This is a genomic window from Flavobacterium tagetis (assembly GCF_016735615.1).
In the GTDB taxonomy this organism is placed as follows: domain Bacteria; phylum Bacteroidota; class Bacteroidia; order Flavobacteriales; family Flavobacteriaceae; genus Flavobacterium; species Flavobacterium tagetis.
This window is the reverse complement of sequence record NZ_JAERSF010000002.1, coordinates 268,937-282,301: the sequence shown is the minus strand read 5'-3', so window position 1 is coordinate 282,301 and position 13,365 is coordinate 268,937. Positions and strand designations below refer to the sequence as shown.

Here is a 13,365-nt window from a genome sequence, read left to right as displayed (position 1 = left end):
TATTTCAATCAAAATAAAAAATGCCCAATATCTAACGTATTGGGTATTTTCTTTTTTACAACTGATACAAAATACCAAATTCGATATTCTTTGTATTATAACCTGCATTACTGCTTCCTAAGCCAGCATTAGAAACATGCCGCACACTTGGACGAATATCAAAACGAAAATTATCATAGCCTGCAGTAAAACCAAGTGCTAAAACATCTGCAAAAGCAAAACCTTTAGACATTCTTTCCGTTTCTGTATCTGTAATCATTGGCCCAATACTTCCTAAAACATAAAATGAACAAACTTTCCCAACAGGCTTACGAACTAAAAATCCACAATTAAGCACATACTCACGAATATCTTTTAACTGTGTATATTCATCTCTTTTTTGCTGATAGTTTGGTGTTTCAGGTTTAACAAAATAGAAATTCAACAATTGATGCTCAGCGAAATTAATCTCAGGTTGAATTAAAATCTGATATTGAAAACGTTTTGTTTCTTTTACCTTATAATATAATTGAACTTTATAAAAGTGGTTTGTAAACGTATAGTTTCTATTATTAAATTCACTTCCAAAACCATAACTAAAACCTAGAGAAAAACGCGAATTATGTTCCTGTCCTCTTATTTTTAAAACCAAAAGGAGCAGTATACCAAAAAGTAATTTTCTTTTCATAAATCGTATTAAAATTCCATTTAAATATAGCATAAAAAAAAGATCCAACTTTCGCTGGATCTTTTTATATAATTAAAACAACAATTATGCTTTATTGTGTTTGTCTTCAATTGTGTGTTTCTCGTCACTTGAAATTGTGTCAACCAATACTGGCGTAGCGATAAATAACGAAGAGTAAGTACCAACAATAATACCAATTAACATCGCGAAGATAAATCCTCTGATAGATTCTCCACCGAAGATAAACATCGTTAATAATACGATGATCATCATTAATGAAGTATTCAATGTTCTAGATAATGTAGTATTAATAGAAGCGTTTACGATATCTTCGAAGCTACCTTTACGGTTTCCGATGATAAACTCTCTCACCCTGTCAAATACAATTACTGTATCGTTCATAGAGTAACCAATTACAGTTAAGATCGCAGCGATAAAGTGCTGATCCATTTCCATGTGGAATGGCATGAATTTGTAGCATAATGAATAAACTCCTAATACGAAGATTACGTCGTGAGCAACAGCTGCAATCGCACCTAATGAATATTGCCATTTACGGAAAGATACCATTAAGTATAAGAAAATAACTGCCATCGCTCCAAGAACTGCCCAGTAAGAGTTAGTTTTGATATCCTCAGAAATAGAAGCACCTACTTTAGAAGCTTGTAATACACCTACTTTTTTACCATCAAATGAGTTGATGAATTTATCGTAAGTTGTATTTGGGAAATATTTCTGTAAAGAAGCATATAACTTTTGGTTCACTTCTTCATCAATTGCTACACCATCTTCTTTAATTTTATATTTAGTTGTGATTTTCAATTGATCATCATCACCTAAAATTTTAGCCTCAACTGGAGTACCGAAAGCAGCAGATAATTCATCTGAAACTGCAGTTGCATCAACTGGTTTTTCGAATTTAACTTGGAAAGTTCTTCCTCCAACAAAATCAACACCTTCATCTAATCCGTTAACGAAGAAGATAGAAACTAAGCTTACTACAACTACAATTGAAGAGAAGATGTAAGTGAATTTTTTAATCTTGATAAAGTCAAAATGGAAGTTTGTAAACCAGTTTTTAGTAATGTTTGTAGAGAAAGTTAAATCTCCTTTTCCTGCAATATTTCTGTCAATGAAAATTCTAGCAATAAAGATAGAAGTAAACAATGAAGTTACGATACCAATTAATAATGTTAATGCGAAACCTTTAATAGGACCTGTTCCGAAAATAAATAAAATAGCTCCAGTTAAAACGTGAGTAACGTTAGCATCAATAATAGAACGCATTGCACCATGCCATCCGTAAGAAGCTTGAACTGCCTCAGAAAGAGATTTTCCTTCACGCAATTCCTCTTTCGCTCTTTCGTAGATAATAATGTTCGCATCTACCGCTGTACCTAATGTTAATACGATACCTGCAATACCTGGTAATGTAAGTACAAAACCAAAACTTGCCATAATTCCGAATAAGAATAGTAAGTTTAATAATAAAGCAAGGTTTGCATACCAACCAGCTTTACCGTAATAGAATACCATCCAAACACAAACTAACAAGAAACCTAATACAGAAGAAATTGTACCCGCATCAATAGCTGCTTGTCCTAAAGATGGACCAACAACAGTTGATTGGATAATATCTGCAGAAGCTGGTAATTTACCTGCATTTAATACGTTAGCTAAATCTTTAGTTTCAGCTACATCAAATGAACCTGTAATCTCAGATCTTCCTCCAGCAATAGGACCGCTTGTTACACCTGGAGCAGAATATACGATATCATCTAATACAATAGCAATGTAGCTTTTTTGAGCGAATGCTCTACCTGTCAATTCTTCCCAAACTTTAGCACCTTGGCTGTTCATTTGCATAGAAACAGCTGGTTTACCCATTTGGTCAAAAGTATCTTTTGCATCAGTTACAACACCACCGCTCATAGCTGGGTTATTGTCTCTGTTTCCTTTCAAAGCATATAATTCAACAGCTTCAATATCAGCAGCGCTTTTGATGTCTTTAGCTTTAGGATCTTTTATAGTTGTTGGCTTGCTCCATACAAATTTTGCATAATGTTGGTCAGCTGCCAATAATACTCTAATTTCTGGTCTTTTGAAATAATCATTGATAGCAGCAGTATCTTTAGGAGCAAAGTATCCTAAAACTGGTCCACCACCCTGAACGATCATTTTATCAAATAAAGGATTGTTTCCTTTTTTAACATCTGAAGAATCTTTAGCATCTGTTAATAATGCATTTAATGAATCTTTAGCAACAGTTTTAGTTTCTGTCTTTTTAACTTCTGTTTTCTTTAAAGCTTCGTTTGCAGATACTAAGAAATTACCAATTTCTTCAATTTTGAAAGTTTCCCAAAACTCTAATTGAGCTTTACCTCCTAATAATTTTTTAATTCTATCAACATCCTTAGCACCTGGAAGCTCTACTAAGATTCTTCCTGTTTCTCCTAATTTTTGGATGTTTGGTTGTGTAACACCAAATTTGTCGATACGCTCTCTTAATACTTTAAAAGCACTTTCTACAGACTCATCAACTTTTCTTTTGATAACTTTTTGAACTTGCGCGTCAGACATTTGAAAGTCTACTCCACCTTCTCCTTGAAGGCTTCTGTTAGCAAAAATATCTGGAGATGCTAATTTTACAGAACCTTTTGAATTTGCTTCAAAAGCTTCAAAAAACTTATTTAAATACGTTTTGTTTCCTTCTAAATTTGCAGATGCATCAGCTAATGATTTATTAAAAACTGGATTTTTAGAATTATTAGCCAAACCTTTTAATACATCTTTAATAGAAATTTGAAGAATTACGTTAATTCCCCCTTCTAAGTCAAGACCTTTATTAAGCTGTTTGTTTTTCACTTCGTTGTAAGTGAAATCAGTAAAACCAAGATTTAATACTTTTTCTTTACCAATAGAATCTAAATATTTCAGCTCTTTATCAGGATTATCTCCTGCAAAAGCTTTAGCTTCACTTTTGACACCATTTGCCACAAAAGTGAATGATAGTTGGTAAATACTTACCAATGCAAATAGAATTGCGAAAAATTTAATAAGTCCTTTATTCTGCATTATTACTAAAAATTAATTATGTTTTATTTTTGATTTTGTTTTAAAGTCCCATAAAATAAGCCCTGACATGATTTTTTAAAACAAAAAAACGAGATCACGAATTACCAATTTTTTTTTAAACCGAGCAAATATATAATTAACGAAAATATTAACCAATTTATTTATTAATTAATCTCAAAAAAAAAGCTGCAAAAGTGCAGCTTTTTTTATTTTTTGCGGTTTTTATTATACTAAAATAGCTTTTAGGGCGTCATTCATACTACGAACTGCATCTGCACTTTTAGCAAATAACGCTTTTTCCTGATCGTTTAACTTAATATCAACTATTTCTTCTACTCCGTTTTTACCAATTATACACGGTACACCTATACAGATATCATTTTGTCCATATTCGCCTTCTACAAAAACAGAACATGCAATCATTTTCTTTTGATCATTCAAAATACTATCTACCAAATAAGCCACAGAAGCCCCTGGAGCATACCAAGCCGAAGTTCCTAGAAGTCCTGTAAGAGTCGCTCCTCCTACCATTGTATCTGCCGCAACTTTTTGCAATACTTCTTCTGAAAGGAATTGCGAAACCGGAATCCCGTTATAAGATGCCAAACGTGTTAACGGAATCATAGTCGTGTCACCATGACCTCCAATTACCATTGCCGAAATATCATTTGCTGGTTTATCCAGAGCCAATGAAAGATACGTTCTAAAACGAGAACTATCTAAAGCTCCACCCATACCTATAATTCTGTTTTTTGGAAGACCTGTAGCCTTTAAAGCTAAATACGTCATAGTATCCATCGGATTAGAAACTACAACAATAATTGTATTTGGAGAATATTTCAATACATTCTCAGCAACTGTTTTTACAATTCCTGCATTGATACCAATTAATTCTTCTCTCGTCATTCCCGGTTTTCTCGGAATTCCTGATGTAATTACTACTACATCGCTTCCTACAGTTTTAGAATAATCGTTGGTAACGCCAGATACTTTAGTATTAAAACCAGTATTTGTCGCACATTGTGTAATATCCAATGCTTTACCTTCGGCAAAACCTTCTTTAATATCCAACAATACTACTTCGCTAGCAATTCCTCTATAAGAAATAACATCTGCACATGTAGCTCCAACATTTCCTGCTCCTACAATGGTAACTTTCATATTTTTTACTTTATCGGTTATTAATTTTGTCTATTCTTTAAAAAGACAATTCGTTTAATTGTCTAGTAAATTTAAACAATTAAACGAATTGAAATTATTAATTTTTCATTTTATGCATCAATATTTGCATAAACTGCATTTTTCTCGATAAACTCTCTACGAGGAGGCACTTCGTCACCCATTAACATAGAGAAAACTTGATCTGCTTCTGCAAGACTATCAATATTTACCTGACGTAAAGTTCTGAAAGCTGGATCCATTGTAGTTTCCCATAATTGCTCCGCGTTCATCTCTCCAAGACCTTTATAACGTTGGATATTGGCACTTCCACCCATTCTTTCGTTAGCCTGATCACGCTGAACATCATTCCAAGCATATTCTTTTTTGTTTCCTTTCTTAACCAAGTACAAAGGTGGCGCTGCAATGTAAACGTGGCCTTCTTCGATAAGTTCTTTCATGAAACGGAAGAAGAACGTTAATATTAAGGTAGAAATGTGGCTACCGTCGACATCGGCATCACACATGATGATTACCTTATGATATCTTAGTTTTTCCAGATTTAATGCTTTACTATCTTCTGCAGTCCCTACTGTAACTCCTAAAGCTGTAAAGATATTTCTAATCTCTTCGTTTTCGAATACTTTATGATGCATCGCTTTTTCAACGTTCAAGATTTTACCACGTAATGGCAGAATTGCTTGAAAGTTACGATCACGTCCTTGTTTTGCTGTTCCACCAGCCGAATCTCCCTCGACAAGGTAAACCTCACATCTTGCTGGATCTTGCTCAGAACAGTCTGATAATTTTCCTGGCAATCCGCCACCGCCCATAACGGTTTTACGCTGTACCATTTCACGCGCTTTTTTCGCTGCGTGACGTGCTTGCGCTGCTAAGATTACTTTTTGGATAATTAATTTCGCATCATTTGGATTTTCTTCCAAATAATTTTCCAACATTTCTCCAACCGCTTGAGAAACCGGAGAAACAACCTCTCTATTTCCAAGTTTAGTTTTTGTCTGACCTTCGAATTGAGGCTCAGATACTTTTACCGAAATAATTGCTGTTAATCCTTCACGGAAGTCATCTCCAGCGATTTCGAATTTTAATTTATCTAACAACCCAGAAGCATCCGCGTATTTTTTAAGCGTTCTTGTCAAACCACTTCTAAAACCTTGTAAGTGCGTTCCCCCTTCGTGAGTATTGATATTATTTACGTAAGAAAAAATATTTTCTGTATAACTTGTATTGTAAATCAAGGCAACCTCAACTGGAATTTCGCCTTTATCATTATCCATACTGATAACATGAGAAACAATTGGCTCACGGTTACCATCTAAATAACGAATATATTCTTTAAGACCTTCATCTGAATGAAATACTTCACTTCTGAATTCGCCTTTTTCATCAACTTCTCTCTTATCTGTAAAAGTAATTGTGATTCCTTTATTTAAGAAAGAAAGCTCACGCATACGTGCTGAAAGCGTATCGTATGAAAACTCAGTAGTCTGAGTAAAGATTGTATCATCTGGGAAAAAAGTTTGGCGAGTTCCTCTTTTATCTGTCTCTCCAATTTGTTTTACCGGATACAAAGATTTACCTCTTTCGTATTCCTGCTCATAGATTTTACCTTCTCTAAATACAGTAGATTTCATATGAACAGAAAGGGCGTTTACTACAGAAACCCCAACCCCGTGCAAACCTCCAGAAACCTTATATGAATCTTTGTCGAATTTACCTCCAGCACCAATTTTAGTCATTACAACCTCAAGTGCAGAAACTCCTTCTTTTTTATGTAAATCAACAGGGATACCACGACCGTTATCTTCAACTGTAACCGAACCATCTTCGTTTATTGAGACACTAATAGCATCACAATGTCCTCCCATCGCCTCATCAATAGAGTTATCAACAACCTCGTAAACCAGATGGTGTAGTCCTCGAACCCCTACATCACCAATATACATCGACGGACGCATTCTTACGTGCTCCATCCCTTCTAATGCCTGAATACTATCTGCTGAATAATTGTTCTTCTTGATTTCTTCGCTCATATAATTTATTCTAAAAAATGTAATTAATGTCTAACACGCAAATATATAAAAACGCGAGCTATATACCCAGTAAAATACGACTTAAAGCACTTAAGTTATCAACACAATTGTCTGAAAAACCAAAAAATAAGTCCAAAAATGAATTTAAATTCAATTTTTTTGAAAATTCCAAAATTTTAAATACCAAATTCCAATTTTGAAAATCTCAAACTCCAAATCCCAAATCTGAAATATCTAATCAAAATTTTAAAATTTGCCTAACATATTAAAATTAAAAAACCGAAATACATTTAATGCATTTCGGTTTTCTATAACGGAATCCAACTTGGAATTTGGAATTCAAAAATTTTGGAATTTCTCCCTTAAGCAATAACAGTCGTTTTTACATTTTCAAAATTACCATTTAAATGCGCTGCATTTGCTCGTCCGCTTGGATCGAGGTTTTCTTGCCATTTTGGAATCCATTTACGAACAGTTTGTGCCGCGCTGACCTGTGGATAGAATTTATGGAAAATCGATCTATACAAGTACGCTTCTTTAGTCGTTGGCGAGTTGTATGGAAATTCTGAACTTGCTCCCGCCAATTGCTCATCTGTAACCTGCGAAGCACAATATTCAATTAATTCATCAACCCAATTATACCCAACTCCATCCGAAAATTGCTCTTTCTGACGCCATAAAACTTCCGAAGGCAAATATGGATCTTCTGGAGTATCAAAAGCTTTTCTTAAAATATATTTTTCAACGCCATCATAAGTTTTGGGCTGTTTTTCTTCTGTTTTAATTCGAATCGCAACATCCAAAAATTCTGTATCCAAAAATGGAATTCGTACTTCTAAACCATTGGCCATTGTCGTTTTATCTGCGCGAAGCAAATCGGCCGTAAACAGCTTTTGCACTCTTTCTATAGTTTCATCTTGGAATTCTTCTTCTGAAGGCGCATTTCTAAAATACAAATGTCCACCAAAAACCTCATCTGCTCCTTCGCCAGACAAAATCACTTTTATCCCTTCATCAGCGATAGATTTAGAAAGTAAATACATTGGAACACCAGATCTAACCGAAATAATATCATACGTTTCGATATGATAAATTACTTTTTCTAAAACTTTCACCCCTTCTTCTACAGAAAAATGAATTTCGTGATGTTCTGTTCCTAAAAATTCAGCTGCTTTTCTTGCCGCAACATTATCTGGAGCATCAGCATCCAATCCAATAGAAAACGAATGCAATTTCTCTCCTTTTTCTTTTAGCAATCTTGAAGTGATAGCTGAAATCAATGAAGTATCCAAACCTCCTGACAACACAACCCCCAAAGGCACTTCTGCCAATAAACGTTTGCGTGTTGCCTGAATTAAGCTCTCACGAATTAATTCTAAATCTAATGGCTGAGTTGCATTTTTATGGTCTTCGTATTCTGGACGATAGTATTTTACAAAACCTGTTTTTGCGGTATAATAATGTCCTGGAGGAAAAGTAGAAAACGACTTGCACTGATCTGCAATAGATTTCATTTCTGACGAAAAATAAATTCGTCCTCTTTCATCTAAACCATAATATAAAGGTTTTACTCCAATTGGATCACGGCCTGCAATATATTTATCTCCATCAATAACCACAAAAGCAAAATCTCCATCCAATTTATTACAAAAATCATATCCGAATTCTTCATACAGATGTACAATTACTTCTGAATCTGATTCGGTTCTAAAATTATGATTCTTTAAAACTGTATCTTTAAGTTCTTGATAATTATAAATTTCCCCATCATGCACCATCCAAGCTTTACCTGTTCCTTGAATTGGCTGTTTCCCCGAATTAAGATCAATAATCGACAGGCTTTCATGACAAAGTATACTGCCATTTTCCATAATATGAATATCGCTTTCATCAGGTCCGCGATGTAACATTCTCTCAGAAAGTTCTTTTACAAGCTTGGGGTCTTTTCCTTTACCAATAACGGCTAACAATCCAGACATACTATTCTATTTTTTATTTTTATTCTGATGTACCAAGCCTAAGCAAGCTGTACATTAAAAAATCATTAAAATTTCCGCTTAAAAGCAAAACTAAATATTATTTTCTGCTTTCCTACATTTTGCATCTTAAAATTTCATGTTTAACTTTTATTTCAATGAAAGTCAAACACAAAATAAATTTCAATCGATTACCAAAACTTTTTATTTTAACATATTGAAATACAGAAACTTTTTTAGACAAGAAAGACGCTCTCATAAAAGAACGTCTTTCGGCAATATATATACTAATTCTAAAAATTAAACTCTTAATTATTTTACATAAGCGTCATCATGAACATTTGCTACCGCTCTTCCTGATGGATCGTTTAAGTTTTTGAAAGCTTCATCCCATTCCAAAGCAATTTTTGTACTACAAGCCACACTTGCTTCCTGAGGAACGCATAATGCTGCAGCATCACTTGGGAAATGCTCTGTAAAAATCGAACGATAGTAATACTCTTCTTTTGACGTTGGCGTTTGCAATGGAAATTTAAATCTAGCGTTTGCCAATTGCTCATCTGAAACTTCTCTAGCTACCACTTCTTTTAAAGTGTCAATCCAACTGTATCCCACTCCATCAGAAAATTGCTCTTTTTGTCTCCAAGCAACACTTTCTGGAAGCATATCTTCAAAAGCTTTACGAACTACCCATTTTTCCATCGGGTGTTCTTTGTTGATCATTTTATCTTGCGGGTTGATACGCATTGCAACATCCATAAATTCTTTATCTAAGAATGGCACACGACCTTCGATTCCCCAAGCCGCTAAACTTTTGTTTGCACGTAGACAGTCGTACATATGAAGTTTTCCTAATTTACGAACGTTTTCTTCGTGGAATTCTTTAGCGTTTGGCGCTTTGTGGAAGTATAAATATCCTCCAAACAACTCATCTGCTCCTTCTCCCGAAAGAACCATTTTGATTCCCATAGATTTGATTACTCTCGCCATCAACCACATTGGAGTTGAAGCTCTAACTGTAGTTACATCATACGTTTCTAAGTTGTAAATTACATCACGAACAGCATCTAATCCTTCTTGGATAGTAAATTTGATTTCGTGGTGAATAGTTCCAATATGATCTGCTACTTTTCTTGCAGCTGCTAAATCTGGTGAACCTTCTAATCCAACTGAGAAAGAGTGTAATTGCGGATACCAAGCATCTGTTGTATCATCTGACTCAATTCTTTTTTGAGCGAATTTTTTAGCCACAGCTGAAGTAATAGAAGAATCTAAACCTCCAGAAAGTAAAACTCCGTAAGGAACGTCACTCATTAATTGTCTGTGAACTGCTGCTTCCAATGCTTTTCTGATTTCTGGAATGCTAGTTTCGTTGTCTTTTACTGCATCATATTCTGTCCAGTCTCTTTTGTACCATTGTACAAATTCACCGTCTTTGCTTGATAAATAATGTCCTGGAGGGAATAATTCGATTTTTGTACAGTAACCTTCCAAAGCTTTTAATTCAGAAGCTACATAGAAAGTTCCGTGCTGATCCCAACCAATATATAATGGAATAATTCCCATGTGGTCACGAGCTACAAAATACTCATCTTTATCAACATCGTAGATTGCAAAACCGAAGATTCCGTTTAATTCATCAACAAAGTTTACTCCTTTTTCTTTATAAAGCGCTAAAATAACTTCACAGTCACTTTCAGTCTGAAAGTTGTATTTTCCAGCAAATTGTTTACGCAAATCTCTGTGGTTGTAAATTTCACCATTTGCAGCTAAAACCAATTTTTTATCTTCAGTAAATAAAGGTTGTTTTCCTGACGCTGGATCTACAATTGCCAAACGCTCGTGAGAAAGAATCGCTTTATCATTACTAAAAATTCCGCTCCAGTCTGGTCCACGGTGACGAATGATTTTAGACATTTCTAATACTTGAGGTCTTAACGCTTCGGCTTTTTGTTTAAGATCAAAGGCACATACAATTCCACACATAATTTTATATTTTTATTTTTTAAATTTTAATTTGATAGGGCAAAGATGGAGTATTAGTTACAATTGAAAAACATAATTACCTATTTTAATTACAATTTAAAACTATAAATTATTTTTTACATATAAAATGTAAAATTTCAGCATTAAAAAAAGGCTCAAACTTTAATTTTTTAATTTCGAACATAAAACTGCTTTCAATTTTAAACTTAAAACCAACTTTTCGAATTAAATTTTTAGTTATTCCAGTCCAAATAAAGAATTCATAAAGAGAAAATAAAAAGTAGCCCTACAATTACCTTAAAATTAATACTGTAAAAAAATCCTTATCAAATTCGAAAAGTTGATAAGGATTTAATTTGTTTAAAAATATAATAACTCAAATAGGAATTAATTCTTAAGAATAATTCGTGACGAAATATAATCCGGCATGCTCGCAACCGCAACCTGCAACTTAGATTCATTCTTCTTTTTCAGATTGTCATCTTTCAGGTTATAATTATAATTATCAAATAGGTAATACATTAAAACTCTATTGTAATCATCTAGATCGCTATCTTTTATCATATTCAGAAGACTTGTTTCAATCAATTCTGGATTCGAGCTTTCAGAAAGCGCACGCCCAACCCTGTTGATGCTTGAATAATAATGATTTTTAGAAGGATTATCTACTCGAAGTGATATTCCTAAAATTAAATCCAGAACATTGATGTCCAATACTTCGATCTCTTTTATATAAGTCTGCCTCTCTCCTTGAGCATAACTTCCATCACTTACCCTATCAAAACGATCATTCATAATGTTAAGATGGGATCTCAGAAAAATTTCCCATTTTATAGTTTCAGCAGAAAGTACAGCAATATTCTGTGCATGAACTCTTGGACTATTATCCATACTGCATCCGCCAATAACACGTCTATTTCGTTTTAGTTCTAATACATCTTCCTTACCTATATAACGCTCAACATATTCTTCAAACGTATCATCAGATACTTTTGTCATTTTAGCTTCTACCAATGCTTCGCGAAGCATTACATCAAAATTTTTATCCTTAGTTCTTAAAGAATCTATTCTAGTAAGTCTTTCAGCTTGCCATTTTTTCATTTTCGCATTAAACTCGTCGTATTCTTTTTTAACAATCTCTTTCTGAGCCAGCTGTTCTTTAGTCTTTTCTTTTGATTTCCCATCAAGTCCATTGCTATAAAGAATAGATAATTTCTCATAGCTAAAACTCGGTCTTTTCAAGACTTTCTCAACATAGCTTTCAAAATTTACTGCTTTACTAGGTGTGCTATCTCCATATCTCACCCCCGAGTCTTTTGCATTATCATAAAAAACTTGAGCTGTAGTATCTACCAGACAATCTGAATATTGAATTAATCGGGCATATTTTTCAGAAAGCGGTTTTGTTTTAAATTCATCAATAAAATAAAAGGCTTTTAATGACTCTTTTGAATAAGATTTTTTTTCTTGATACTCAAAAACCCATTTTTCTCTGAAATTATTATTATAAGAATCTATCTCTTTTTTATTTCTGGTGATATTCTGTTCATCTTTTTCTCCCAAAGGCAAGCTTGAAAATTCAACTTGCTCCTCATTTTTATAATTAGTCTGATTGGATTTTAAAATGATAAGATTTTCGTCGAAGAGAGCTTTATCATATTTGGCTTTAAAATCTGAATATGAAATACCTTTTTCTAAATCTTTCTTAGCCTCTATAACATCCGCTTTTTGAACTTCGACAAAGTTTGCCTTCGCTTGTCCGTAAGACCTGAAAGTTTTATTAAACTCGCAAACTTTAAATTTTAAATTTAACGAATCAACAATGTGTTTTAGTTTAGAGACTGAGCTTTCAGAATAAATCAGCCCATTATCATAAATCTTAAATTCAGTACTTTGAGCATTCAAATTCATGCTAATCAAAATCATAAAAGCTAAAATCTTTCTCATAACTTTATCTTTAAAATTAATTATTCAATGCTCTCAATAGTATAATGCGTCTTATTTATTTCAAATTGAAATCCAACTTTACTTCCCATTAAATGATTTCCTAAAGGAGATTGCGGAGAAAGTGCAATGACATTGATTCCGTCAATTGTTATTTTGGGAAGTGCAACGCTCACATATAAATAGATTCCGTTTGCTTTTACTAAACTTCCTAAAACAATATTTTCTGTTGTTTTAAGCGGATCTATTTTATCTAAAATTGCTTTTTGCTCTAGTGCTTCCTTTAATTTATTGGTGAGTTTTTCTTGCTCAATATGCATCATCGACAAAGCCGTTTCATGTTTATCGCCTGCAGAACCTTTAGCGTCATTTTTAGAATCTTCGGTCAAGCCTGAAATCATGTCTTTAAAAACATCTATTCTGTCTTGAACCATTTGAGTGTAGTGGGAATATATTTTTTCTTTAAAAGTCATTTTTTTAGGTACTGAGGTTTTAAGGAACAAAG

General features: G+C 33.6%; 8 protein-coding genes. All 8 read right to left on the bottom strand.

Annotated features, from left to right (window positions below; translation table 11 throughout):
- Positions 1-55 precede the first annotated feature (55 nt).
- Positions 56-667: an acyloxyacyl hydrolase gene (locus tag JI750_RS08610; protein WP_202000359.1), complete on the bottom strand. Its 612-nt coding sequence runs from the start codon at positions 665-667 to the stop codon at positions 56-58.
- Between the two features lie 84 nt (positions 668-751).
- Positions 752-3,742 carry a protein translocase subunit SecDF gene (gene secDF, locus JI750_RS08605; protein WP_202000358.1) on the bottom strand — a complete coding sequence of 997 codons (2,991 nt, stop codon included), beginning with the start codon at positions 3,740-3,742 and terminating at the stop codon, positions 752-754.
- Positions 3,743-3,967: 225 nt separating this feature from the next.
- Complete coding sequence (mdh, locus tag JI750_RS08600; protein ID WP_202000356.1) at positions 3,968-4,903, bottom strand: malate dehydrogenase; 936 nt, start codon at positions 4,901-4,903, stop codon at positions 3,968-3,970.
- A 110-nt stretch (positions 4,904-5,013) separates the two neighbouring features.
- Positions 5,014-6,954 carry a DNA topoisomerase (ATP-hydrolyzing) subunit B gene (gene gyrB, locus JI750_RS08595; RefSeq protein ID WP_202000355.1) on the bottom strand — a complete coding sequence of 647 codons (1,941 nt, stop codon included), beginning with the start codon at positions 6,952-6,954 and terminating at the stop codon, positions 5,014-5,016.
- Between the two features lie 362 nt (positions 6,955-7,316).
- Positions 7,317-8,933: an asparagine synthase B gene (gene asnB / locus JI750_RS08590; RefSeq protein ID WP_202000354.1), complete on the bottom strand. Its 1,617-nt coding sequence runs from the start codon at positions 8,931-8,933 to the stop codon at positions 7,317-7,319.
- 309 nt (positions 8,934-9,242) lie between these two features.
- Positions 9,243-10,916, bottom strand: coding sequence for an asparagine synthase B (gene asnB, locus JI750_RS08585; RefSeq protein ID WP_202000353.1), 1,674 nt, complete (start codon positions 10,914-10,916; stop codon positions 9,243-9,245).
- 387 nt (positions 10,917-11,303) lie between these two features.
- On the bottom strand, positions 11,304-12,863 hold the full coding sequence (locus JI750_RS08580; protein ID WP_202000352.1) for a hypothetical protein: 1,560 nt from the start codon (positions 12,861-12,863) through the stop codon (positions 11,304-11,306).
- Positions 12,864-12,883: 20 nt separating this feature from the next.
- On the bottom strand, positions 12,884-13,333 hold the full coding sequence (locus JI750_RS08575; RefSeq protein WP_202000350.1) for a hypothetical protein: 450 nt from the start codon (positions 13,331-13,333) through the stop codon (positions 12,884-12,886).
- Between the last annotated feature and the right edge of the window lie 32 nt (positions 13,334-13,365).

Coding starts and splice junctions, on each gene's coding strand:
- mdh (WP_202000356.1), bottom strand. CDS start 4,903: ATGAAAGTTACCATTGTAGGAGCAGGAAATGTTGGAGCTACATGTGCA.
- gyrB (WP_202000355.1), bottom strand. CDS start 6,954: ATGAGCGAAGAAATCAAGAAGAACAATTATTCAGCAGATAGTATTCAG.
- asnB (WP_202000353.1), bottom strand. CDS start 10,916: ATGTGTGGAATTGTATGTGCCTTTGATCTTAAACAAAAAGCCGAAGCG.
- JI750_RS08575 (WP_202000350.1), bottom strand. CDS start 13,333: ATGACTTTTAAAGAAAAAATATATTCCCACTACACTCAAATGGTTCAA.
- asnB (WP_202000354.1), bottom strand. CDS start 8,933: ATGTCTGGATTGTTAGCCGTTATTGGTAAAGGAAAAGACCCCAAGCTT.
- JI750_RS08580 (WP_202000352.1), bottom strand. CDS start 12,863: ATGAGAAAGATTTTAGCTTTTATGATTTTGATTAGCATGAATTTGAAT.
- secDF (WP_202000358.1), bottom strand. CDS start 3,742: ATGCAGAATAAAGGACTTATTAAATTTTTCGCAATTCTATTTGCATTG.
- JI750_RS08610 (WP_202000359.1), bottom strand. CDS start 667: ATGAAAAGAAAATTACTTTTTGGTATACTGCTCCTTTTGGTTTTAAAA.